We start from the raw sequence: 24,025 nt of genomic DNA on the forward strand, positions 1-24,025 counted from the left end.
TTTGTAAATGTATAACCGCAAACAAAGGCTGCCAAAGAGAATGCACTCATTTCGAAGAAAGAAGTTAACGCGGTTGGAATTCCAATTCCAGCAATTTTTCTGAAAATAGCTTTCTGAAAATTACTTGCCTTAAATTGAACTTCTTGTAATACAGATTTCGTTTTCTTAAAATTAAATAAAACAAGAATTAAGAAAATCATCATTACCAAACGCGCAACGAATGTTCCCCAAGCTGCACCAGCGACTTCTAAACGTGGGAATCCCCAGTTTCCATAAATCCAACCATAATTTAACGTAATATTAATCACGTTACTCAATACAGTTGCAATTGTAACAGGAATCGTTAAAGATAAACCTTCTGATAATTGACGAAACGTTTGAAAAATCATCAACGGTATCATCGAAAATGTCATAATCGTAAGATATGGAATACATTTTTCTACTACATCAGCGGGTTGTCCCATGTAGAACATCAGCGGTTTTAGGAATGTAATCAATAAGAATAAACCGATTGATAACGTAATATTTAAGACCAAACTGTGCGAAAAATAATTTGCAGCCATTTTTTTATCACCTTTCGAATCTTCTGCTGCAATCAATGGTGACAACGCAAAACTAAATCCGAAAGCAAATACTAAAACTGCAAAAAACAATGAATTTCCTAAAGAAGCTGCTGCTAGAGCTGTTTTACCCAAAACCTCATCTTCTATATTATCATATTTTCCACCTAAACCACCAACCATAATGTTATCAATAATGTTGACAGAAATTTGCCCCATTTGAGTAATCATTACAGGAAATGCTAATTTGATATTACGCCTTAAATGCTCTTTTAATTCCAATTTATTCTCTATTTACAATTGCAAAGATACAGCAAAGGTTTTGCTTCTACATTTAGAAATTGTGATGTAATTTAAAATTAATCAATAAAAAAAGATCAAAATAAAATTTTGATCTTTTTTCTATATCAGTATATTTCATTTAAATCGTTTTACAACGAAACAGTTGTCAACATAGTACTAACCGTAAATGATTTTGTTGTGCTTCCTTCAGTCACTGTTCCTCCCACAATATACCCACTTGGAGATTCTGTTCCTCCAGAAACTGAAGCCCCTTTACTAATTGTGTAACTTCCGTATATAATCAAAGGATCTGTGATTAAAATAGTAACTGAATTACCATTTCCATTAGAAGAAAAAGCAGGAATTCTATATGTTAAGATTCGTGTTCCAGTAGAACTTTTTAGATTAATGATTGTTGATGTATTATTGGTAAAAGTTGTTGTGATTTTTATTGACCGTTGCGTACTTACATTCGTTGTAGGATTACTCGTTGCTCCACCCGTACCTATTATTGTACCTCCAGTTATTTTGAATGTATTATTATCACAATCAAAACCTTCTTCTGGTGATCTGGCTCCGTTTGAAACTGTAAACCCTCCATTTATAGTAAGCGTTCCATTACTATCAATCCCATCATTTCCTCTTGCTTTCACCCATGTATTTCCTCCATTAATTATTATAGCAGTAGCTGCATTAATTGCATCATCATAGGTTTCAATATTAATTATTCCATCATTAATTGTAAGAATTGCTTTACTTTCCAAACCTTCTCCTCCGTCTGCATTTTGTGTTCCTTTTATTGTTATCGTTCCACTATTAACAGTTAAATTACCATCTGCTTTTACAGCTTTAGGATTTGCGTAATCTGCATTATTACCAGATCCTGATACAAGAAATCTTTCTCCAGATGTTGTAATATTTAGATTTAACAAAGAATTATCTTTATTTAGCTCTCCTATTGTAATATTACCATCAGCCGAAATCCCTTTTCCTCCATTACCAGAACTTGTAGTTGTAATATTTCCTCCGTTAAGATAAATATTAGTATCAGCTGTTATAGCAGTAGAAGCATAAGAATCTTTTATTCCGCTTTCATTTACATAAACGGCACCAGTCGCAGCAGTTTTAATATTTATTGTACCTCCATTAATAATAATTTCTCCATCAGCAGAAATTCCTTTTCCTCCTTGAGAAGCAGAGGTTAACGTAAAATCATACGTTCCTGAATTAATTGTAATATTTTTGTCCGACTTTAATACTGTTCCATACGATGGATCATATCCACTTCCAATTGCTTCAAGAATTACTTTACTACTTATAGATGCTGTAATATTTGCATCTGATATATTAATATTTTGATTCGATTTTATACCTTTTGAAGCAGCACCTGAAATTGTTAAAACAATTGTACCTCCTGAAATATCAACATCTGCTGCACCATTTTTTATTGCTTTTACATCATCTGAAGTCGAAACAATATCAATATTTCCATTAGAAATAGTTATTTTCCCATCGCCTGCATCAATTCCGTCGCTTAAAGAATTTACTTTCAGATTTCCATTAATCATTGTAAAACCTTCTGAATGTAATCCATCGCTAACAGCAGTTTCAACAACAATATTTCCATTATTTACAGTAATCAAAGAACTCGAATTTATTCCATGCTTTTTATATCCTTTGATTGTTAAATTTCCTGTATTTTCAAAAATAAGCGCTCCATTACTTGTCACTACACCAGAATTACTTCCACTAGTTCCATCTATTAAAGTATTTTTAGAATTTTGTTTTACATCAATAGTTGTTGTTTTCTTTCCACTAATCGAGACTGCGGCTCCGTTTGGATTTGTTAAATTCAAATTATTAAATACTAATTTTGAAGACAAATCAGTATTAAGCGAAAAAGAACCATTTGATGATGTTCCGATTAAATTATAAACCAAGTTTGTAATTCCTGCAGTAGAAGTTGCCGAAACTATTCCTCCATTTACAGAAATCACAACGCCTTTATCATTATACGGATTAATAATTGTTGCGTTTTCTAATCCATTATAAATCACAAAAATTTCTCTTTCATTTATAGGATTAGTATCAAAGGAAATACTATCAATAAATGATTTCTGAATTTCAAAAGTTGACACAATTGAAGATTCTTTAATATTAACAAATTGATTCGTTAACTTGATACTATCAACTTTAGTAATTTCGGATTTGTAGATTGTGTTTCCTGCATAATGAACATTAATATTATGCTGAGCTTTTACTCCAAATGGAATCAAAGCAAGAATAAAAATCAGTAAAAAACTTCTCATTTCTTTATTAATTTTAAAGTTGAACCATTCACTTTTACAAAATAAATCCCAGGTAATAAATTTGATACATTTATTTCTTCATCTTTTTTGTAGACTTTAGATAAGACTAATTGTCCCGCTGAATTATAAATATTTAACGTAGATTTTGCTTCTTTAGAAGAAATTTTAAAATAATTAGTTGCAGGATTTGGATAAATGATGATTTGTTCTCTATTCTGCTTAATATCTTCTACTGCTAGAGAATTTTTAAACGTAATCTTAGAAATAATTGAAACTGGAATATTAATTTCAGTACTTTCAAGTGATGTTTTAATGATTAAATTATCATTTGAAAAAAATAATTTTCCAGAATCTTCAACAGCATATTGTTGCTGGGTTCCTGTATAGTAATTGATAACTATATTTGTTTGTGCGAGAGCATTATAACTTACAAACAAAAAAATCGCAAACAAGAACCTAATTAGAAATTTGTTATTTAGTTTCATATATAGTGTTTTGTCAAAACTAAAATTTCAATTATTCATTTCTAAATTTAATCGGTAAACCGTTAAAATTTGTCGGTAAATATTTTCTATAAAAGAACGTTAAATTCATTTTTTCTATTAAAAACTTCTAGATTTTCATTCTAAATTATCCTTATATTGCATCCTATACCACATCAAAAAAAAATTTTAGTATGACCCTACAAGAATTTAAAAATAGTTTAGATTTACCTTTAATCACTTCTCCTATGTTTCTTGTTTCTCGAACTGAATTAGTTGTAGAAGCTTGTAAAAATGGTGTTTGCGGAACTTTTCCTTCTTTGAATGGAAGAACTTCCGAAGATTTCGAACAAATGTTAATTGATATCACTTCTCAATTAAAACAATTTGAAGATGAAACAGGTAAAAAAGCAGCTCCATTTGGAGTGAATTTAATCGTTAACAAAACAAACCCTCGTCTCGAAGGTGATTTAGCTTTATGTGCAAAATATAAAGTACCGCTTATTATTACGTCGCTTGGTGCTGTAAAACAAGTTGTAGATGCAGTTCATAGTTATGGAGGTTTGGTTTTTCATGATGTGATCAAAAAACGTCATGCGGAAAAAGCTGCCGAAGCTGGTGTAGATGGAATTATTGCTGTAGCTTCTGGTGCTGGTGGACATGCTGGTACGGCTAATCCTTTTGCTTTGATTGATGACATTCGTACTTTTTATGATGGTTGTTTAATTTTAGCAGGAGCGATGAACAACGGAAATGATATCTTAGCAGCTGAAAATATGGGTGCTGATTTTGCATACATCGGAACTCGTTTTATCGCGACAAAAGAAGCCTCTGCGAATCAAGATTATAAAACAATGTTAGTCGATTCTACTTTCGAAGATGTGATTTATACAGATGGAATTTCTGGTGTAAATGCAAATTTCTTGAAACCAAGTATTATTCATTCTGGAATTGATTTAGACGAAAAGAAAGAAGAAGATTTTTCGAAATTAATTGGAGGCGATGGACATAAAGCATGGAAAGACATTTGGTCTGCTGGACACGGAGTTTCTGGAATTCATGATATTATTTCTACCGAAGAATTAATCAATCGAATGAAAAATGAATATAAATGTGCATTAGAACAAAATGTGCAGAAATTAAATAATTTGAAATTTTAAACTTAATAATGAAAACTACTCAAGAACTCATCGAATTAATTTCTCTCAAAAAACTAGAAGAAAATTTATTCGAAGGGAAAAGTTCTTTTATGGGAAGTCCAAATGTTTTTGGAGGACAAGTTGTAAGTCAAGCTTTGCACGCGGCGTATCAAACTGTTCCTGCAGATCGTTTTTGTCATTCCCTTCACTCCTACTTTATTTTACCTGGACATTTAGAAAAACCTATCTATTTTGAAGTAGCAAATCTTCGTGATGGAGGAAGTTTTAGTACGCGTGTTGTTACAGCAAAACAAGACAGTGTGCCTATTTTTGTAATGGCTTGTTCTTTTCAGTTGAAGCAAGAAGGTTACGAACACCAAGAGGAAATGCCTGTTGTAACGCCTCCTGAAGAATTAATGAGTTGGAACGATGTCGCAGAACAATTTGGTTCGGTTTTACCAAAATCAATAATGCGATTTGTCTTAGCAGAGCGTCCCTTAGATTTTAAACCTGTTGAATTTGTCAATCCATTTGAGAAAAAAGATTATCCAAATTTTAGTAATGTTTGGTTAACTTTTAATGATGTTCCAAAGGATTTACCTTTACCTATTATTCAGCAATTAATTGCGTATAGCTCTGATTACAATTTGTTATCAACAGCGATAAAACCACATGCCTCTAAAGCTCATTTTGGAAATACGCAAATGGCAAGTTTAGATCATTCAATTTGGTTCCATAGAGAACCAAATTTGCATGATTGGATATTAGTTAATGTTGAATCTCCAAGTGCAAATGACACAAGAGGTTTTACACGAGGAAATTTATTCAATCGTTCTGGTGAACTAATTTGTAGCGTTGCACAAGAAGGTTTAATCAGACCAATAGTAAAAGATAAATAATGAAAAAAGCTAACCGAATTGGTTAGCTTTTTTGTTGAATCTATTTTTTAATTTGATTTTACTATCTTTAATAAAACAATTAAGATGAACAAAGAAAAACCTTTGAGCGAATTAACATTAGAAGAATTAAATGATAAAAGAAAAAAAGTTAACAAACTAAATCTTAGCATTCAAATTCCTTTATTACTCATTGCAATCGTTTTATTAATTCTGAAGATGACAAACAAATATGATATCAATGTAACATTCGTTATTTTATTATCATGTTCTGTAACTTTTATTCCTCTTATAACAGGTTTAGCGAAAATAAATGCAGAAATCAATACCAGAAAAAAAGCGAATCAATAGATTAATTTTTTCGTCACTTAAATTCTACTTCGTTTATATTAATTACTTCAAATAAAGTTTCTAAATAATTTATTCTGTAATCATTTATTTCAACAATAGACTTTTCTAAAATAAACAAATCATCTTTATCAATATTCACACTTTTAAACAACTCGTTTTCTTTAGCATGAATTTTATAATATGTATTGTTTATTAAATTTTTAAAAATCAAATTTCTTCTCGATATAAATACAAAAAAATTGTTAGAAAAAAAATTCATTACAAACCAATTATGATTAAAATTTGAATGATGATTAATAATAGATATAATATCATCCTTATAGTAATATAGAATAAAATTTCTTTCATAAGGAATAAAAACAACTGGTAAAAAAGAATGAGAAAATTCAAAATTCACATTCATTATTATTCTATTCGAACCTCCATTCACCTCTTTAAATCGTTCAGTAATATCTACTCCTTCAATTGTTATTTTAGGAATTAACAACTCTCTTCCACTGTTTGGTTCATCATAGCCAACAACTTCTAATTTCAAAATCTGATCAAAAGATTCTAATATATCAAAAGGATAGTACATAAATAAAAGTATATCTTTCAAAGATATAACTAAATTCAATGACTCTCTTTTCTCTTTTTCCTAAGATGTAAAATTCCTTTGATTGGATTATAAATCATAATAAAAACCATCATTACAATTCCAAAATAAAATAATGTTCTAAAAATTTGAATATCTGCAATCAACAAAGCTTGGTTATACAATTGAGATTTTAGATTGGTCGCTGTCAAACTGATCGATTCATTTACTAAATGAGTTGTATTGTGTTTATTGAATAAGTTATTCCATTGTTCTTGAAAAATTGTATTGGTAATATCTAGATTTTTCGTCATCAAAAATTGATGTTTAGTCGTCAAGAAAAGAATTGCATTTTGCATAATCGAAAAACTAATTGTCGACGACCAATAACGCATTGCGACTGCTGCTTGCATAGTATTCATAGAAAAATTAGCGTGTATAGAACATACCATATATTGCAAAATTGGCGCAAACAACATTCCTTGTCCCATTCCTTCCATCAATAATGGCGGAATAACTGCATTCGGACGAGTATCTGGAACCAAAATGTAACTAAACCACAACATAGCAAACGTTAAACAAAAAAAACCTCCAAAAAACACATACTTATATTGCGTTTGAAATTGTGTGATGATGTAATAAGCAAACAATGCTCCTATGTAAATTCCGGCACAATTATAATATTGTATTTGCAAAACAAACTCCCAATGCCATTTCCAAACAACATTCATCACTTGATAAATGTTACTCATACTCGATTTGAAAATATAAAATGTAAAAAACAACAACATCCCTACAATAACTCTTTCGGAGCGAAGAATCTCGAAATGGAAAATCGGTTTTTTAGATGTTAATTGTTGCAAAATAAATAAGCCCGAAAAAATAAGCATTGCAGCAAACGCAATAACGATATAAAGCGATTCGAACCAATAATATCTTTTACCATAAATCAATAAAAAAGCTCCTGCTATTAATGACAACATCATCAAAAAATAACCAGCCAAATTCAACTGATACAAAGGTTTTTTGGGATACAATCTACCATGACTAAAAAGAAATACGTAAATCAATAATGATAAAACATGAAAAAAGATGATCGTATAAATCACCATATTGAAATTGTAATTTTCGATGGCAAATTTCACAATAGAAGTCGTGTATTTATCAGCCGTCATCATAAATCCATACAAAAACGTATTTCCTAATAATCGTCCATATTCGCCTTTTATACGCGACATAATTAGCGGAACTATAATACAACCTTCGAGATAAGATGTTGTTCCTTGTATCACACGAAGCAGATAAATCAATTGCGTATTTGTTGTCAACGAAATCAGTAACATTAATACAATATTGATAATCGTCATAAACAATAAATAGGAACGAATATTAAAGAACTGAAAAAGCCGTTCGTTAATAAAAAGCCCACATACAATTGTTGCGTAAGCCAAAGAAAAAATGAATTGTAAATCGTCTACATCAACATCTAGAAATGAAGCTGTAAACGTACTATTCATATTGAAAAGTGAGAGAATCATCACATGCGGAATCAACGCGGCAATGAGAATTGGAAGCACCAATTTTTCTGGTATCCATTTCTTGAAAATGGGATGTTGATTGTGCATTGAGTTATTTATTCAATTTTACAATCAAGTTCAAAACATTCATTCGAAAGTTTGTCTAATTAAAAATATTTTATTGATTTCGTGATTATCTTACCTAAAAAGTAAAAAAAGGAAGCTGCCTGAGAAAAGTCAAAAGGCTAAAATGTGATTCTGAATAATAAATCGTTAAAATACGATGATTCATTTTTATAAAACTATAACAAATTTAAAATCAATAAAATACAATTAATATTTTCTATAACATTAATCATTTTTCGTTTGATTTATTTTGATGGCAAAAGTAAGTGCTGTCTCAGAAAAACAAGTTGATTATTTGAGAATATAATTTGTTCATTTACGCCATTTTCAAATTTAAAAAACTTTAAAACACCTCCTTTTTACAAGATAATTTTGATAAAACATTCATTTTTAAAATTTGTCATAAAAAAAACGTACTTGATTCTATTAAATCAAATACGTCAATTAAATAAAAAATAATTTATAAAACTTATTTTAAGGATGTAAAAGTCTATTTTTTATCGGTTGATAAAGAATTACAAAAATCGCAGCGATAATTCCCACAACAAACAATGTTCGGAAAATCTCTATATTACTAACCAACAAAGCTTGGTTATACAATTTTGCTTTTAAAGCTGCAGCAGTAATACTTTCTGCTTCGTTTGGAAGATGACTCGCAATATTTTTATTGAACAAACTATTCCATTGTTGTTGGAAAATCGGACTCGTTTTGTCTAAATTTTTGGTCATCAAAAATTGATGTTTAGTCGTCAAATATAAAATTGCATTTTGCATTAACGAAAAACCAATTGTTGTAGTCCAAAAACGAATCGCCGTACCTGCTTGTGCCGCACTACCAGTAATAGAAGGATGTACAGAACCTGTAATATACAACACCAATGGCGTAAAAATAACACCTTGTGCAATTCCTTCTAACATCAATGTTGGCGCTATTGCCTCGACTTTTGCGTCTGGATAAAACAAATAACTAAACCACAACATGCTCATGGCTAAAAGTACAAATCCAAGAAAAAATATTTTTCTGAAATCAACTTTATTCTTAACCATAAAAAATGAAAATACAACACCAATGATAGAACCTGCCACATTAAAATATTGAATCTGCAACACATATTCCCATTGCCATTTCCAAACTGTCGACATAACTTGGTAAATATTGCTCATCCCAGCACGCAGAGTATAGAAAACAAAAAACATTAATATTCCTAAAATGACACGTTCTGATTTGAAAATCTCAAAATGGAACAAAGGTCGTTTGGCTGTTTTTTGATGCAATAAAAATAAACCACTAAAAACGAGTGTTGATGCAAATGCTATGATAATAATTGGCGATTCGAACCAATAATATTTTTTTCCGTAAATCAAGAAAAATGCACCAGAAATTAGGGAAATAATCATCAAAAAAATTCCTCCTAAATTTAATTGATACAATGGTTTTTTAGGAAACATTCTGTTGTGATTAAAGAAAAATACATAAATAATTAATGCAACAACATGAAAACTCATAATCGTATACACCATCATATTGTGGTTATAATTCTCAATCGCAAACTTCACAATAGAAGTCGTGAATTTATCTCCTGTTAACATTACGCCGTACAAAAACGAATAAGCAATCAATTTTGAATGTTCACTTTTAATATTCGACATAATGATTGGTAACAAAATACAACCTTCGAAAAGCGATAAAGGTCCTTGAATGAAACGCAGAATCAAAATCAATTCTGTATTTGTCGTCAATGTCATTCCAAACAATACCAAAATGTTGAGCATGGTCATTGTTAGCAAATAACTTCTGATATTGAAAAAGTGAAAAAATCGAACGTGAATAAATAAGCCACAAACAATAGTGGCATACGCCATCGAAAAAAGGAACTGCAAATCATCGACCTCCAAATCCAAAAATGATGCTGTAAACGTACTATTCATGTTGAATATCGTCAAAATCATCAAGTGAGGAAATAGCGCAAGGATAAAAATTGGCACAACCAATTTTTGCGGAACCCATTTATTGAATATTGAATTTTGTTGTGACATTTATTTAATTTACTTTTTCTGCGGAAACATTTACATTCATTCCGGTACGTAATTTTTCGTTATTTTTAGACTCTTTCAGAATTATTTTTACAGGAAAACGTTGTTCAATTTTCACGAAGTTCCCTGTTGCATTATCAGGTTTTATCAAAGCAAACTCAGACCCAGAAGCTGGCGAAAGTGATTCAATTTTTCCTTCAAACTCAATGTTTTTGTAAGCATCAGCTTTTATAATAACAGGTTGATCCAAATCGATTTCTCCAATTTGCGTTTCTTTAAAATTCGCAACAATCCATTTCTCTTTCGAAACCACTTGTACTAAGGCTTGTCCTTCTTTTATTAACTGACCTTCTTGAATATTTTTTGTTCCAACCCAACCATCATAAGGCGCCACAACATAGGTATATGAGAGAGTAAGTTTGGCATCATTCAATTGGGCTTTTCGTTGTAAAATTTGAGTTTTTGCAGGCGCAACTTTTGTTTGTTCAGCAGACGCACTAACATTTACTGCATTACGTTGTTGTTCCAAAGCACTCAAACTTGCTTTTGCTTGTTTATATTTTGCTTCAACTTCTTCAAATTGTTGCACAGTTGCAGCATCTTCTTGTACTAAATTTTTGAAACGATTATAATCTTTTTCCGTTCTCCAAACCTCTATTTTAGCAGCTTCTATATTTGCATTAACAATATTAACATCACTTGATTTTGTATCTACCGCTTTTTCGTAGGTTAAAACAGATTGCGAAGTCGATTCTAAATTTGCTTCGGCAATATCAATCTGATTCTGAAACTCTCTATTGTCAATCACAACAAGCGTATCACCTTTGTGCACAAATTGATTTTCTTCGAAATTTACTTTTTTGATAAAACCAGAAACTTTACTCGAAACTGGTGTAATATATTGTCGCACTTGCGCATCATTTGTATTGACATGTGAACTCGAAAAGAAATAAAACCAAGCCACTGCAGTGATTCCTATGATAATAAAAATCCAAGCAATCGCCGAAAGCGTTCTATTCATTCGTTTTTCTCCTTTTGTCTGTTGTTTTCCCATTTTTATAAGTTTCCTAAAACGTATTGTAATTGATAGTATTTTAATTGTTTGTTGATCTGCAATGAAATCAAATTCGATTGAGCCTCTAAATAAGCGTTATCTGCATCGATAAGTTCTGTAATCAAACTCAATTTGTTGACATATTTTGTTCGAACAATTCGATAATTTTCTTTAGCTTGACCAATTGCTTCTTCCGCAATTTTTATTTTATCGATCGATTCTTCTAATCGTTTATTCGCTGCAAAAACATCGTGTCGAATTTGTTCTTCTTTCTCTTCTATTTCTAATTTTGCAATTGAAATGTTACGATCTGCGATTTGCATTTTTTGTTTATTTTTGAAAAAATTACTCAACGGAATCGAAACATTTACCCCAACAGAACCGAATCTGTACAAATATTCTTCTGGAGGAAAAAACATAAAGTTTGGATAATTATATCCATATTCAGCACCAGCAGTTATTTTTGGTAATGTATTGGCTTTGGTAATTTTCTTATCAATTTCTTTCAAATTCAAATCATCTTTCGCAATTTTCAAACTTTCACTTTGATCCATTGCTTCCAAAATCATTTCATCAACCAAACCCAAATGCTCTTCATTTGTAAACAAATCATTGGTGTCAATATGCATTTCTTGATTTTCTGGTAAGGCTAAAATTGTTTTGATTTGATGTTCAATAATCGAAATTTCATTCGCCAATTCTGTAAAAGACATTTTATGATTTGACAATTGCAATTCTGTTCTCAAGACTTCGTTGTAGGTTACCAAACCATTTTTTTTCAAGGATTCTGTTTGTTTAATCACAACCGAATCTTCTCTCATTTTATCTGAAATTAACTTTTGTTGTTCTTGCAAATGCAACGCTTGTAAATAAGCTGTGATGATTTGCATTCTCAATTCTCGTTCATCTTTTCGAACTTGCAGTTTCGAAATATTAGTTTCTATTTCAGATTTTTTCTCATCATTTTTTAATTTACCACCTAAATAAATTGGAATTTCTGCCGAAAGTGTAAAATCGTATTTCACTCGAGGAACAGCATATTTTGTAGAAGGTTTTAGAACACCGTCTTCGAATTGGCGTAAATTACTCAAAACATTAAAACCAGTGTGAAAGTCTACATCTGGTAATTTTTCGTTTTTAAGATCTTTCTCTTTTAATTCAGCAATATTAGTTTTTAAAGCGCTAATTTGTAATTTTTTATTATTTTGAAGTCCAATTTCAATTGCTTTGCTTAATTTCAGTTGGTTATAGTCTATTTCATTTTGAGCATAACTCAACCCACTCAGCATTAACAACAATGTAAGCAACTGATATTTAACGAATTTAAATATCATTTTGTATTATTTATAAGTCTGTTATTGATTTTTAGTGATGCAAAGTTACATTGAAAACATGTTTACCCTCTTGATAAAAAAAGAAAATAATTTGCTCATTTACGCCAAAATAAAGTAATTTGCAAAAGCAAAAATATTTCACTTTATAAAAGTATAAAACAATGTTGTTTGATCAGTTTTTTTTTAACGAAGTTGACAAATCTAAAGTCCATTTTTACATACAACATGCACATTTAGATACGATAGGAACGCGCGTACATGAACACAAAAAAGCACAATTATTATATGCAGAAGGCGGAATTGTACATGTTTTTGTAAACGACAAACATTGGTATTTGCCTGCGCGTTGTTTTATGTGGATTCCTGCAAATACGCCACATTCTATCTTAACGAATAGTAAAACAGGCGATTTGTATAACTTTTATTTCAAGACCGAAAAAGAAGAAAACGATTTTTATTCGATTACAAATATTTATTACACGAATGAGTTGTTAAGGGAAATGATTTTGTACACCAAAAATTGGAGTGGATCAATTTCGGAAAAAGATCCTGCAAAATATGATTTTGTAAAAGCCATACGATCTATTCTACCCGAAATGGAATCGAACAAATTACCTGCTTTTATTCAGCATCCATTTCCAAAAGATCAGAAACTGATTGATATTGCTCGATTTCTGATGAAAAATATCGAGAAAAACTATACAATAGATGAAGTTGCGCAACAATTTGGTTTGAGCACGCGAACATTATCTCGAAAATTCAAAGATAATATGGGAATTAATTATGTTCGATTTTTACGCGCATTACGTATCACAAAATCATTGGAATTGATTGCTGAAAATAAATACAATATGTACGAAATCGCAATGTTAGTTGGTTATAATTCGTTGTCATCTTTCAGTAATATTTTTCAGAAAGTTTCAGGAATTCGACCAACAGAATATGCGCAATTATTACACACAAAAAAACAATAACTTAAGATAAAAACTATGATTATTAAAGCTTTTGCCGGAAGTAACAGCTCTACTTCTATCAATAAACAACTCGTAACTTATGCTTCTTCTTTATTAAACAAAGATCAAATTGAGATTTTAGATTTAGATGACTTTGATATCCCTACTTTTGATATTGATATAGAAAAAGAACAAGGTTTTTCTGATGAAGTAAAACGATTTTATCAAAAACTTGTTGATTCTGATATTTTGCTTATTTCATTAGCAGAACATAATGCTTGCATTACAGCAGTTTTTAAAAGCTATATGGATTGGTGCTCAAGAATTAATTATAAATTTCTTGAAGGAAAAAAGGTCTTCGTTATGAGTACATCTCCTGGTGGTTATGGAGCAAAAAACTCTTTAGAAATAGGTTCTAAATTAATTACAAAATTAGGAGGTGACATTTTAGTCGATTTCTCTTTGCCTAAATTCAACGAAAATTTTGCAGAAGGTAAAATCACTAATGAAGAATTAAACAGAGAATTGATTCTTAAAATTGATGAATTTAGAAAAAAAATATAAGTTTTTATCTTTTCCTAACATAGGTCAATAAAATTTATGGTTGCTTGCAATAACTTTGCTTCATCAAAAATGAAAATACTCAATAAGAATATGAAAATTTTAGCTTTCGCTGGTAGTAACAGCAAAAAATCAATCAATAAAGAATTATTAAATTATACATTAAATCAAATCGAAAATGCAGAAATCGATTTAGTTGACATCAATGATTTCGAGATGCCTATCTACTCTATTGACCGTCAATTAGAAAATGGATTTCCACAAGAAGCGCAGGATTTTTACAATAAAATCAAAGATGCAGAAGGTGTTGTAATTTCTTTGGCAGAACATAATGGAAACTTTTCTGTTGCATTAAAAAATATTTTGGATTGGGTTTCTCGTATCGAAATGCCATATTTGAAAGATAAAAAATTGTTGTTATTAAGTACATCTCCAGGTGCTTATGGTGGAGGAAATGTAATGGAAGTTGCAACAAAATATTTTGGAATGTTTGCAAGCGGAGAAATTGTAGCAAGCACAACTTTCCCATCTTTCAACGATAATTTCCAAAATAACGAAATTGTAAATGAAGAATTAAAAAATAAAGTATTAGCGCAAGTTAGTATCTTTCAAGAAGCTTTAACTATTGTTGAAGCTTAATTGAAAATGTATGTATTAAAAAAAGGTCTTTCGAACGAAAGACCTTTTTTTTGTTATCAATTTAATTCACATTTATCTCGTAGGTGATATCAATCCCGCCATTTGCAAGCATATCATGTACACTACAATACTTCTTAACCGCTAATTCAGCAGCTTTATTTGCTTTATCTAAATCAATATTTCCTTTTAAGAAAAATTTGATGTGAATATTCGTGAAAATATTTGGAATTTCATCTCTACGTTGACCTTCAACTTCAACTTTAATATCTTCAATTTCTTGGCGTTGTTTCTTCAAAATCTCATTCAAATCAAAAACACTACAACTTCCCAAAGCAATCAAAACTAACTCCATCGGGCGAACTCCTTTTCCTTCTCCTCCAATAGATTCTGGTCCATCAATATTTACTTTTACTGAAGAACTTGGTGCTGTCGCTTCATAGTGAGAAGCCTGATTTACTCTATTTAATTCAATTTTCATCTTATTTCTTTTAAAGTATAAAAATAATCATTCTCAAAAGATTTATTCTAATATTTGATTGAATAATGATTTTCTGAATAAATTTTCACTAAATTTAAATTCAATTATAGAAAATTTACCACAGATGAATAGCATTGTATATTTTGAAATTCAAGCAAATGATCCACAGAAATGCATGACATTTTATGAAAATGTTTTCGGATGGAGTTTTTTAAAACAAGAAGGTTTACCGCTCGAATATTATCGTATCAATACATCTGGAATGGAGGGAGGAATGTTTAAGCGCCCTGCCGAAACACCTCCTCTAAATTGTGGTACAAATGCTTTTACATGTACCATGGAAGTAGAAAATTTTGATAAAACTGCTCAAAAAATCCTGGAAAACGGAGGAATAATAGCTATGCCAAAATTTGCAATTCCTGGAATGTGTTGGCAAGGTTATTTTTTGGATACAGATAACAATGTTTTTGGAATTTTTGAAGTTGATAGGCACGCGAAATAAAACTGAAACACACCAATATGAAACAATTTACTTTTCTAATTTTATTTATTTTTTCGCTGAATTCTTGCGAATCAACTAAAACTTCTGCTGATAAACCAAGTTTTGATTTTTTGGTTGGAGAATGGATTAGAACAAATGAAAAATCGGATCGAAAAACGTATGAAAACTGGAAAAAAGTTGATAAAAACACTTTTTTAGGTTGCGGGTTTACAATCAAAAATAATGATACAATTTCGCAGGAACATCTTACTATCACAAAGATTGATGATAAATGGATATTGAAAGTTAATTTGGACAAAACTAAAAATGTGACAACTGAATTTGAATTTATCAATTCTGATAAAATTTCGTTTACATTAGAAAATCACAAGAATGATTTTCCTAAACTTATCAAATATTGGAAAGTTGGAAATCAGTTAAAAGCTGAGATTAGTAATGATGAATCAAGTAAAATTGCGTTCGATTTCGAAAAAGTAAAGAAATAATTAAGCAACATTTGTGATCATCGCGTAAGCAAACGTTAGCACGGATAAAACTGTTCCGATCATAAAAATTGTGTACGTGATGCTTAACAAACGATATTTTCTTTCCAAAACTTTTCCTAAATAATACAAATCTCTTGTCAAAGAAGTATATACATAATCGCGGTCTTTCATAAGTTCTTGCATCGCTTCTTCGTAGGCATCAAGCGACATTTGATAAAAATTTCCGAAGAAAAGTAAATTCACTTTTTTGTTTTTTACATCTTCTTCGTTAAAACTTTCGTACGTTACATTTGGTTTAGTTGCTAAAATTGCAAAAATAATTGAAACAACGCTTGATAAAAGCATTACAATTGAAGGTAAAAGTAAATATTCATTCTTTGGACTTCCTAATTTTGGAACCAAAGTAGAAAGTGCAATCGAAATCACGATAGCATTTACAGACAATAAGATATTGGCTTTACTATCCGCAATATCGCTTAAACGAGTATGATTATTTAACGTCACACGAAAAAGTGTATCAACTCCACGTTCTGGTTGCTGAATTTTATCGTTTTTCTTTTTCTTAATTTCATACTTATTAGGAATATCACCAATCAACTCTATCTCTTTGATTTTGTTTTGTGTATAAATTAAGTTTTCTTCTTTTCCTTTTTGCCAATGTTTTTTTGCGGCATCTGTATAAAAATGATGAACATTTAGAAAGAAATTTCTATTTTCTAAATGCCATTCGTAGTCCGAAAATTCTTTGTGACAAATTTTGGCAATTTCATCACGTAACAACTCAGAAATCTTAGGATATTCGGTTTGTCCTAAATGATAGTTATCTGCATCTTTTACAATTGCTTCACCTATATTTTTCGGAACACTATTTAATGTTGTGATTAAAATATAATCTTGGACTTCGTTGATGTAATTTTCGTCGAAATTATGCTCGTTCAAATACTGTTTTGCAATATTTACACTTTCTTTTTCATGACCTTGCACGGTTTTTGTATATCCCGTATCATGAAACCAACCAGCAATTAATAATTTTTCTTGTAAATCTGTAGAGATTTGTTCCTCCGCGCTCAAAGTTTTTATAGCTTCTACAACTTTTACAGTATGCATAAAATTATGATACGTAAAATCTAAAGAAAGATTATCTTTGAACAGATTGAAAACATAGTTTTCTATATTTAATAACAATTGGTTCATCACAAGTTTTTAACGCTTAAATGTATGAAATTATTACCAACACTAAACAACAAAAAATTGAATTATCCTTTTTTGGCTTTAGTAGGTTCTTGCCTTTATATGATATCTTGCGCTACGCAACATCCTCAATATGGGAAAAACATTAAGACAGAAAAAGTACAAAATGTAGAAGGAAATAAAATTCAATCTATCTATTTAATTGGCGATGCAGGAGATCTTGATCAACCAAAAAATAAACAAAATTTAGAAATTTTAAAGAATCAATTAGCGAAAGCTGACTCTTCTTCTTATCTTTTCTTTTTAGGTGATAATGTTTACGAAAATGGAATTGTAACGGATTCTACAAAAGCTGAATATACAACAAGTAGAGAGAAGCTTCAATTTCAGATTGATTTAGCGAAAGAATTTAAAGGAAAAACCCTTTTTATTCCAGGAAATCATGATTGGCGAAATGGTGTAAAAGGATTAAAAGAACAAGAAAAATTAGTCAAAAAACAATTGGGTAATAAAAAATCATTTTTACCAAAAGATGCGTGTCCAATTGATAAAATAAATGTAAATGATAGCATCGGAATTATTGCGATAGATTCTGAATGGTATTTGCAAGATTGGGACAAACATCCTGGTCTGAATGAAAAATGTGATATCAAATCGCGCGAAGCTTTCTTCGAAGAACTAGAATCGCAATTGAACAAATATCAAAACAGAACAACTGTTATCACGATGCATCATCCGTTATATTCGAACGGAACACATGGTGGACAATTTGATTTCAAAAAACAGTTTTATCCATTAGGAGATAATTTCAAAGTTCCATTACCTGTAATCGGATCTTTTATTAATTTATTAAGAAGTACAACAGGTCTTAGTCCTCAAGATGTTAATAATTTCAAATACAGAGAAATGGCTTCTCGTATTGCAACACTTATCGAAAATAGAAATAATGTAATTGTTGTTTCTGGACACGATCACAACTTGCAATATATTCAACAAAACAATGTCAAACAAATTATCAGCGGTTCTGGTTCTAAAAAAGAATCTGCAAAAGCGGTTGGTAAAAACGATTTTTCTTACGGAGATAATGGTTTTGTTGTACTAGATTTATATGATAATGGCGCTTCTAAAGCTAATTTCTATGGTTTTAAAGACGATGGAATCGAATTATTATTAACAAAACAAATTACAGAAAAGAAAAAGGAATATTTGGCACAAGTTTATGATGATAAAAAAATGCCAAAAACGAAAGAAACAAGTGTATATCCATTAGACGTTACACGTAAATCTGATCCGTATAAATTCTTTTTTGGTCGTCATTATCGTCGAACATATGGACAAACAATTACTGCTAATACTGTTAATTTAAGTCAACTAAATGGAGGTTTAACCCCTGTTAGAATGGGTGGTGGACATCAAACGCAAAGTTTACGATTGGCAAATGCAAAAGGTGAAGAATACAATATGCGCTCGGTGAAGAAAAGTGCCACGCAATTTATTCAGCAAGTAGCGTTTAAAAATAAATATGTTGCAGATGAATTTGAAGATTCGTTCACAGAGAAATTTTTGATGGATTTCTATACAACCAATCATCCATATTATCCATTAACAGTTGCTAATTTGATGAAACCGATCAATATTATGCATTCTACGCCAAAATTATATTATGTTCCAAAACAAGAAGCCTTGAAAGCATATAATGAAAATTTTGGTGATGAATTATACATGATAGAAGAACGACCAATGTCCGGATATCAAGACGGTGTTTTCGGAAAACCAAAAGATATTGTTAGCACAGATGATATGTTGGCTGCGATTCACAAAAACAAAGATGTTGTCGTGGATAAGCAAGCCTATATTCGTGCACGACTTTTTGATATGTTAGTTGGAGATTGGGATCGACATTCTGACCAATGGCGTTGGGGCGTTTACAAAGAAAATAAACAAACTATTTATAAACCAATTCCACGTGATAGAGATCAAGCATTTCCACGTTATGACGGACTTTTCTTTCATTTGATTATGAAAATTCCTCCGCTTAGACATATGCAAGATTACAAAGATGATATCAAAAATGTAAAATGGTTCAACAGAGAACCTTATCCATTGGATTTAGCCATTTTAGAATCATCCGATCTTGATTTATGGAAAAAAGAAGCAAAATATATTCAAGATAATTTGAGTGATGATTATATCAAACAATCATTTGAATTAATTCCTGAAGAAACAAAACAAGAATATGATCAAGAAGTCATTAATAATCTTATTGCTCGAAAATCTAAATTAGAAAAATTTGCTGAAGAATATAATAAAGTTCTTCGCAAATTAGTCATTCTGAAAGGAACAGACGAAGATGAAGATTTTGTGATAACTCGTTTACCAAAAGGAAAAACAAATGTAAAAATCTATTCAGGACAAAATCGAACTTTAATTCTTGATGAAGATTTTGATAAAAAAGAAACGAAAGAAATTCGTTTATATGGATTAAACGGAAAAGATAAATTCAAGGTTGAAGGAAAGCCAAATAACGCTATTTTAGTTCGTATTATTGGTGGAATAGATGACGATATATACGAAGTAAAGCGTTCTGCAAAAGTAAAAGTATATGATTACGCTAACGGAAGCGATGCATCTGAATCTACCTTTTTAACATCGAAAAATTTTGTCAACGATTACGAAGTTAATACATACGATTACAAGCAACCGATGTATAATTTCTTTACTATGTTACCTAATATTGGCTACAATCCTGATGACGGAATAAAAATTGGTTTATCGCCAACCTACACTGTCAACGGTTTTGATCGTAAACCATATTCGCAACGCCACAATTTGCAATTAAGTTATTATTTTGCAACAGGCGGTTGGGATGCAAAATACAAAGGAACGTTTACAAAAGCGTTGGGTAAATGGAATTTAGATCTTAATGCAGCTTACACGAGTCCAACTTATAGTACAAATTTCTTTGGTTTAGGAAACGAAACCGTGAATAATCAAGAAGAAATTGGAATGGATTATAACCGTGTTCGATTAGAAAGTTATAGTATTGGACCATCTATTTTCAAGATTATGAATAACAATGGTCGTTTAGATTTTTCTGCGATTTATAGTTACAAAAAGATTGAAGAGAATAAAGATCGTATCGTCGAAGATTTACCATCAATTAATAGAGACGTTTTCAAAGGACAACATTTCGGAGAAATTGGAGCCAAATATTTGTTCAAAAATTACGATAACGAATCATTGCCAAAATTAGGTATGACATTTTTAGCTAATGCAAAGTGGATTTCTAACTTGACAGATTTTGAACGTAATCATTTTTACACAGAACTTAATTTAGGTTTTACGCACAAAATTTCTGCAAATGGAAGATTAACAGTTGCTTCTATGCTAAAAGGTAAAGCAGTTTGGGGTAATTTTATGGAATTCTACCAAATGGCTAATTTAGGTGGAGATCAAGATTTACGTGGTTATCGATTAGGTCGTTTTGCTGGAGACAAAGTTTTCTTACAAACATCTGATTTACGATTTGATGCTTTACGTTTCAAAGCCGTTGTTCCATTGCGATTAGGCGTTTTTGTTGGAGCTGATTATGGACGAGTTTGGTTAAACGGAGAAGACTCAAATAAATGGCATTCATCTATGGGTGGCGGACTTTGGATAAACGGAGCACAATCTATTACCGCAACAGTTTCATACTTTAAAGGTGAAGATCCAGGGCGAATCGTTTTTGGATTGAATTTCGGATTTTAACATATAAAAAAATAACCTTCAAAAATTTGAAGGTTATTTTTTTTGTACATATTTCTTGATTGCTTGCATCATATTTATCCACGCATTTTCTGAATGTGAGCGTTCAAAATCATCCGCAAAATCTTTTCCTTCAATTGATAGATAAGTAAAATTACCCGAAACTTTCAAGTTAAAAATTACTTCAATCTCATGGTCTGTATTTTGTTTTTTATAATTATATCGCAAACGTTCATTCTCCATAATTGATGTAATCAAGGCTTCATCTATCAACGTTTCATTATTTTTTTGTGATACAAACTTTATCTTCTCTCCTACTTTCCAATCGTTACAAGTCATTTTTATGTTTTCAAAACATTCATTAAACGCTTGTTCATCAGTCAAAACTTTCCAAATATTTTCGACAGTACTATCTATCGAAATATTAAGCAATACATCATCTTTTTCCATTCTTTATTCTTCTATTTTTGTATATTTTTCGAGTTTATTTTTATAATTAATCGAAACTCTAATTGCTTGCAAACCACTTATACCTTGCAAATCATCAATTTCCAAATATTCAACATCTTTTTTCAAAAATTTCTTATCAATTAATAAATTGATATAATTTGAGTATTCTTCTTTTAGGATATCTTCGGTATAAATAATACAAATTTTGTGTGGCAAATTGATTCGTTCATTTGTTCCTTTCACAAAAGCTTTACTCAATCTTTTCTTGATTATTTCATATTTTGCATTGTTATATCCATTAACATCAAAACGTTTCTCATCTAATTTGAACAAAATATCTAAAGTGGTATTCGTTGCAAAAATCAACGAAGCAACCTCAACTTTTAATGGTGTTTTTTTCTGAATTTCTTTGTAAGATTGTTCCAAGGCTATCATCGCTTGTAGTTGCCAATATCTAATTTCTCGAATATTTTGATAGGAGAATTTTTTGAACGGCGCAATACTTCGCCCAACATACAAATTGTAATCAATTCCATCTGTCTTGAAACGTTCGTAATAATGCGGAAATACATCTTGAGCATCTTTCTGAAAAGTGTCTAATTTGTTCGACAAAAGTGAATTTGTCATTACAATTGTTTGGTCAAATTTTTTGCGTTCTACGTAAAATAATCCCGTTGTAGAATCTAACTTTTTTAGATATTCTTCGATAATTGATTTCTCATTGTCCTTTACATATTTGGGAATTTCAGGATGAATATGCAACGTAATGTAATCAAATAATTTGCTTTCGAAATAGATTTTATCTACATTATCTATTCGTTGCAAAAAATCAGTCAAATCGTCAATATAATCCAAAAATTTATTCTTTTTTGTACGATTATATAACTCGTTACAAATCAAAATCAAGTAATTAATCTGATTAGTATAATCCATTTTTAAACATTGATTTCGAATCACTGACGAATTTCTCACATCCAATTCACCATAAATTGGATATACATTTTGAAAAGAGATCTGCAATTTTTGTTTTGTATTTCCCGGATGCAATATATGTTCGCGAGCTTTTTCTCTAAATTTCCAATCTACACTTGGATGCAACGAGGTATATTCGGTTTGTATATAAGCATTGATTTGATTCTCAAACTCTACCGTATAGCGATAAATAGATTCTTCTAAAAGAGGCGTGATTTCGCGCAAAAGGTTTGCATTAATTCGATTGAAAACTCCAGATTCTTTCGAACCTATTTCTAAAATACCTAAATGAGATTTTCCGTTTTTCAATGGGTAAAGAATCAAACTTTTCAAACCAGATTCATTTGCCATTCTCAACATTTTATCTTGCGGAAACTTCTCCAAAGCAGCGTCAATATTAGAAACAACATAATAATCTGATTTCGATATTTTGTTCTCTAAATCAGCACAAAAAATTTCATTCAGTTTTATTTTTTTATGATTATCAATCAATAAACTATCATTCAATTGTAATAAATGACTAATTTCCAATTGATTTTTATCCGAATTATAAGCCGAAAAACCGACTTCTAAATTATTGATTCTAAAAATAGATTTTAATGCAGAAATAATATCATTTCGAACAATATTAAAAGGTTCTCCATAAGATAATAATTTAGATTTTAAGTTAGAAAGTGCAATTTCAGTTGTATTATCAAAAAATGAAACAAGATTAAACCCTTTTGCAATCCAAGATCCAATTGGAATTTTTCTCATCCACAAAGCTGTATCTTCATAATTATTCAACAACTCTTCAATTTCATCTTCAGTCAATTTAAATTTATCTTCGGATGGATAAATACGAAAATAATCATAGTTTATATCAGTCCCAAGATAAATTCTGTAGCCATTTTGATTGTCTATCACCAACTGATTTGATAAATTAAAATCTAAATTTTTATGATAATATTTTGATAAGATGAAGCAACAACAAAACTTATATAATGTATCATAATCTAAATCTTCAAAATTGAATTTTAGTCGTGATTCATTATTATCAATCAACTCTTTAAGTCGATCCGTTGCAAAAATAAATTTATCTGAAAAGGGAAAAGTTATCGCTTTTAAATTATATTTTACAAATGGTTTTGGAATAATTTTCTCAATAATAGGCTCAACATCTTTGATAATTTTCTGAAAATCTTCAAATGTTTCAACACCATTAATCAACTCTGGTCGAGTAGCTTTCAGGTATTCTAGAAAAGCTTTAAACTCTCCAAAATTGTATTCAGATCGTTCTAATTCTTCAATCAGAGATTGGAACGAGTAAATAATTTTGATGGGTAATTTATCGATAAAATTTTCTTTCATATATTATTTAAAAATAACAAAAGACTACTAATAAAGTAG

21 protein-coding genes are annotated in these 24,025 nt (G+C 30.3%); 9 read left to right on the forward strand and 12 right to left on the reverse strand.

Features of this window, described 5'->3' with window-relative positions; all coding sequences use genetic code 11:
- The 3 genes from B3R94_RS13450 to B3R94_RS13460 form a co-directional block, all read right to left on the reverse strand.
- A partial coding sequence (locus B3R94_RS13450; RefSeq protein WP_291101454.1) for an MATE family efflux transporter occupies positions 1-842 on the reverse strand: 842 nt, incomplete at its 3' end.
- Between the two features lie 149 nt (positions 843-991).
- Complete coding sequence (locus B3R94_RS13455) at positions 992-3,151, reverse strand: carbohydrate-binding domain-containing protein (protein WP_291101457.1); 2,160 nt, start codon at positions 3,149-3,151, stop codon at positions 992-994.
- Complete coding sequence (locus B3R94_RS13460; protein ID WP_280062160.1) at positions 3,148-3,636, reverse strand: T9SS type A sorting domain-containing protein; 489 nt, start codon at positions 3,634-3,636, stop codon at positions 3,148-3,150. Before B3R94_RS13460 ends, B3R94_RS13455 begins: the two co-directional genes overlap by 4 nt.
- Positions 3,637-3,827: 191 nt before the next feature.
- On the opposite strand from B3R94_RS13460, the gene B3R94_RS13465 reads away from it, so the two are divergent.
- The 3 genes from B3R94_RS13465 (at position 3,828) to B3R94_RS13475 (ending at position 6,019) form a co-directional block, all read left to right on the forward strand.
- Positions 3,828-4,793: an NAD(P)H-dependent flavin oxidoreductase gene (locus B3R94_RS13465; RefSeq protein WP_291101461.1), complete on the forward strand. Its 966-nt coding sequence runs from the start codon at positions 3,828-3,830 to the stop codon at positions 4,791-4,793.
- Positions 4,794-4,801: 8 nt separating this feature from the next.
- Positions 4,802-5,671 carry an acyl-CoA thioesterase gene (locus tag B3R94_RS13470; protein WP_286475296.1) on the forward strand — a complete coding sequence of 290 codons (870 nt, stop codon included), beginning with the start codon at positions 4,802-4,804 and terminating at the stop codon, positions 5,669-5,671.
- An 84-nt stretch (positions 5,672-5,755) separates the two neighbouring features.
- Positions 5,756-6,019, forward strand: coding sequence for a hypothetical protein (locus B3R94_RS13475; RefSeq protein WP_115001096.1), 264 nt, complete (start codon positions 5,756-5,758; stop codon positions 6,017-6,019).
- A 13-nt stretch (positions 6,020-6,032) separates the two neighbouring features.
- Here the strand turns inward: B3R94_RS13475 and B3R94_RS13480 are convergent, their stop codons facing one another.
- The 5 genes from B3R94_RS13480 to B3R94_RS13500 form a co-directional block, all read right to left on the reverse strand.
- The gene (locus B3R94_RS13480; RefSeq protein WP_291090054.1) at positions 6,033-6,635 is read right to left on the reverse strand and encodes a hypothetical protein; all 603 of its coding nucleotides are present in this window, start codon (positions 6,633-6,635) and stop codon (positions 6,033-6,035) included.
- Entirely contained in the window at positions 6,632-8,218 is a 1,587-nt protein-coding gene (locus B3R94_RS13485) for a hypothetical protein (RefSeq protein WP_291101466.1), read from the reverse strand. Before B3R94_RS13485 ends, B3R94_RS13480 begins: the two co-directional genes overlap by 4 nt.
- 492 nt (positions 8,219-8,710) lie before the next feature.
- Complete coding sequence (locus tag B3R94_RS13490) at positions 8,711-10,273, reverse strand: hypothetical protein (RefSeq protein ID WP_291101469.1); 1,563 nt, start codon at positions 10,271-10,273, stop codon at positions 8,711-8,713.
- Positions 10,274-10,277: 4 nt separating this feature from the next.
- Positions 10,278-11,324, reverse strand: coding sequence for an HlyD family secretion protein (locus tag B3R94_RS13495; RefSeq protein ID WP_219034486.1), 1,047 nt, complete (start codon positions 11,322-11,324; stop codon positions 10,278-10,280).
- Between the two features lie 2 nt (positions 11,325-11,326).
- Positions 11,327-12,658, reverse strand: a complete 1,332-nt coding sequence (locus B3R94_RS13500) for a TolC family protein (RefSeq protein WP_280051128.1) — start codon at positions 12,656-12,658, stop codon at positions 11,327-11,329.
- A gap of 161 nt (positions 12,659-12,819) precedes the next feature.
- Between B3R94_RS13500 and B3R94_RS13505 the strand changes: the two genes are divergently transcribed.
- From B3R94_RS13505 to B3R94_RS13515, 3 genes are all read left to right on the forward strand, one after another.
- Positions 12,820-13,632 (forward strand): AraC family transcriptional regulator, encoded by an 813-nt coding sequence (locus B3R94_RS13505; RefSeq protein ID WP_038336064.1) that lies wholly within the window; start codon positions 12,820-12,822, stop codon positions 13,630-13,632.
- 15 nt (positions 13,633-13,647) lie between these two features.
- Entirely contained in the window at positions 13,648-14,175 is a 528-nt protein-coding gene (locus B3R94_RS13510; RefSeq protein WP_115001105.1) for an NADPH-dependent FMN reductase, read from the forward strand.
- A 90-nt stretch (positions 14,176-14,265) separates the two neighbouring features.
- Positions 14,266-14,811, forward strand: a complete 546-nt coding sequence (locus tag B3R94_RS13515; protein ID WP_125349252.1) for an NADPH-dependent FMN reductase — start codon at positions 14,266-14,268, stop codon at positions 14,809-14,811.
- A 61-nt stretch (positions 14,812-14,872) separates the two neighbouring features.
- On the opposite strand, the gene B3R94_RS13520 is transcribed toward B3R94_RS13515, so the two are convergent.
- Positions 14,873-15,289: an OsmC family protein gene (locus tag B3R94_RS13520; protein ID WP_038336062.1), complete on the reverse strand. Its 417-nt coding sequence runs from the start codon at positions 15,287-15,289 to the stop codon at positions 14,873-14,875.
- 124 nt (positions 15,290-15,413) lie between these two features.
- On the opposite strand from B3R94_RS13520, the gene B3R94_RS13525 reads away from it, so the two are divergent.
- Together B3R94_RS13525 and B3R94_RS13530 are read left to right on the forward strand one after the other, a co-directional pair.
- On the forward strand, positions 15,414-15,791 hold the full coding sequence (locus B3R94_RS13525) for a VOC family protein (RefSeq protein ID WP_180904698.1): 378 nt from the start codon (positions 15,414-15,416) through the stop codon (positions 15,789-15,791).
- Positions 15,792-15,808: 17 nt separating this feature from the next.
- Positions 15,809-16,276: a DUF6265 family protein gene (locus B3R94_RS13530; RefSeq protein WP_291101474.1), complete on the forward strand. Its 468-nt coding sequence runs from the start codon at positions 15,809-15,811 to the stop codon at positions 16,274-16,276.
- On the opposite strand, the gene B3R94_RS13535 is transcribed toward B3R94_RS13530, so the two are convergent.
- Positions 16,277-17,470 (reverse strand): Pycsar system effector family protein, encoded by a 1,194-nt coding sequence (locus B3R94_RS13535; protein WP_291101477.1) that lies wholly within the window; start codon positions 17,468-17,470, stop codon positions 16,277-16,279.
- Between the two features lie 24 nt (positions 17,471-17,494).
- Between B3R94_RS13535 and B3R94_RS13540 the strand changes: the two genes are divergently transcribed.
- Positions 17,495-21,217 (forward strand): metallophosphoesterase, encoded by a 3,723-nt coding sequence (locus B3R94_RS13540; RefSeq protein WP_291101480.1) that lies wholly within the window; start codon positions 17,495-17,497, stop codon positions 21,215-21,217.
- Positions 21,218-21,250: 33 nt separating this feature from the next.
- Here B3R94_RS13540 and B3R94_RS13545 read toward each other — a convergent pair whose 3' ends face one another.
- The gene (locus B3R94_RS13545) at positions 21,251-21,664 is read right to left on the reverse strand and encodes an SRPBCC domain-containing protein (RefSeq protein ID WP_280051427.1); all 414 of its coding nucleotides are present in this window, start codon (positions 21,662-21,664) and stop codon (positions 21,251-21,253) included.
- Positions 21,665-21,667: 3 nt separating this feature from the next.
- Positions 21,668-23,986: a hypothetical protein gene (locus B3R94_RS13550; RefSeq protein ID WP_291101483.1), complete on the reverse strand. Its 2,319-nt coding sequence runs from the start codon at positions 23,984-23,986 to the stop codon at positions 21,668-21,670.
- Positions 23,987-24,025: the final 39 nt, after the last annotated feature.

The organism is Empedobacter sp. UBA7611, from assembly GCF_002484365.1.
Lineage (GTDB): Bacteria > Bacteroidota > Bacteroidia > Flavobacteriales > Weeksellaceae > Empedobacter > Empedobacter falsenii_B.

Bases quoted from the DNA above. Each gene is read 5' to 3' on its own strand.
- B3R94_RS13455 (WP_291101457.1), bottom strand. From the start codon at position 3,151: ATGAGAAGTTTTTTACTGATTTTTATTCTTGCTTTGATTCCATTTGGA.
- B3R94_RS13460 (WP_280062160.1), bottom strand. From the start codon at position 3,636: ATGAAACTAAATAACAAATTTCTAATTAGGTTCTTGTTTGCGATTTTT.
- B3R94_RS13465 (WP_291101461.1), top strand. From the start codon at position 3,828: ATGACCCTACAAGAATTTAAAAATAGTTTAGATTTACCTTTAATCACT.
- B3R94_RS13470 (WP_286475296.1), top strand. From the start codon at position 4,802: ATGAAAACTACTCAAGAACTCATCGAATTAATTTCTCTCAAAAAACTA.
- B3R94_RS13475 (WP_115001096.1), top strand. From the start codon at position 5,756: ATGAACAAAGAAAAACCTTTGAGCGAATTAACATTAGAAGAATTAAAT.
- B3R94_RS13485 (WP_291101466.1), bottom strand. From the start codon at position 8,218: ATGCACAATCAACATCCCATTTTCAAGAAATGGATACCAGAAAAATTG.
- B3R94_RS13490 (WP_291101469.1), bottom strand. From the start codon at position 10,273: ATGTCACAACAAAATTCAATATTCAATAAATGGGTTCCGCAAAAATTG.
- B3R94_RS13495 (WP_219034486.1), bottom strand. From the start codon at position 11,324: ATGGGAAAACAACAGACAAAAGGAGAAAAACGAATGAATAGAACGCTT.
- B3R94_RS13500 (WP_280051128.1), bottom strand. From the start codon at position 12,658: ATGATATTTAAATTCGTTAAATATCAGTTGCTTACATTGTTGTTAATG.
- B3R94_RS13505 (WP_038336064.1), top strand. From the start codon at position 12,820: ATGTTGTTTGATCAGTTTTTTTTTAACGAAGTTGACAAATCTAAAGTC.
- B3R94_RS13510 (WP_115001105.1), top strand. From the start codon at position 13,648: ATGATTATTAAAGCTTTTGCCGGAAGTAACAGCTCTACTTCTATCAAT.
- B3R94_RS13515 (WP_125349252.1), top strand. From the start codon at position 14,266: ATGAAAATTTTAGCTTTCGCTGGTAGTAACAGCAAAAAATCAATCAAT.
- B3R94_RS13520 (WP_038336062.1), bottom strand. From the start codon at position 15,289: ATGAAAATTGAATTAAATAGAGTAAATCAGGCTTCTCACTATGAAGCG.
- B3R94_RS13525 (WP_180904698.1), top strand. From the start codon at position 15,414: ATGAATAGCATTGTATATTTTGAAATTCAAGCAAATGATCCACAGAAA.
- B3R94_RS13530 (WP_291101474.1), top strand. From the start codon at position 15,809: ATGAAACAATTTACTTTTCTAATTTTATTTATTTTTTCGCTGAATTCT.
- B3R94_RS13535 (WP_291101477.1), bottom strand. From the start codon at position 17,470: ATGAACCAATTGTTATTAAATATAGAAAACTATGTTTTCAATCTGTTC.
- B3R94_RS13540 (WP_291101480.1), top strand. From the start codon at position 17,495: ATGAAATTATTACCAACACTAAACAACAAAAAATTGAATTATCCTTTT.
- B3R94_RS13545 (WP_280051427.1), bottom strand. From the start codon at position 21,664: ATGGAAAAAGATGATGTATTGCTTAATATTTCGATAGATAGTACTGTC.
- B3R94_RS13550 (WP_291101483.1), bottom strand. From the start codon at position 23,986: ATGAAAGAAAATTTTATCGATAAATTACCCATCAAAATTATTTACTCG.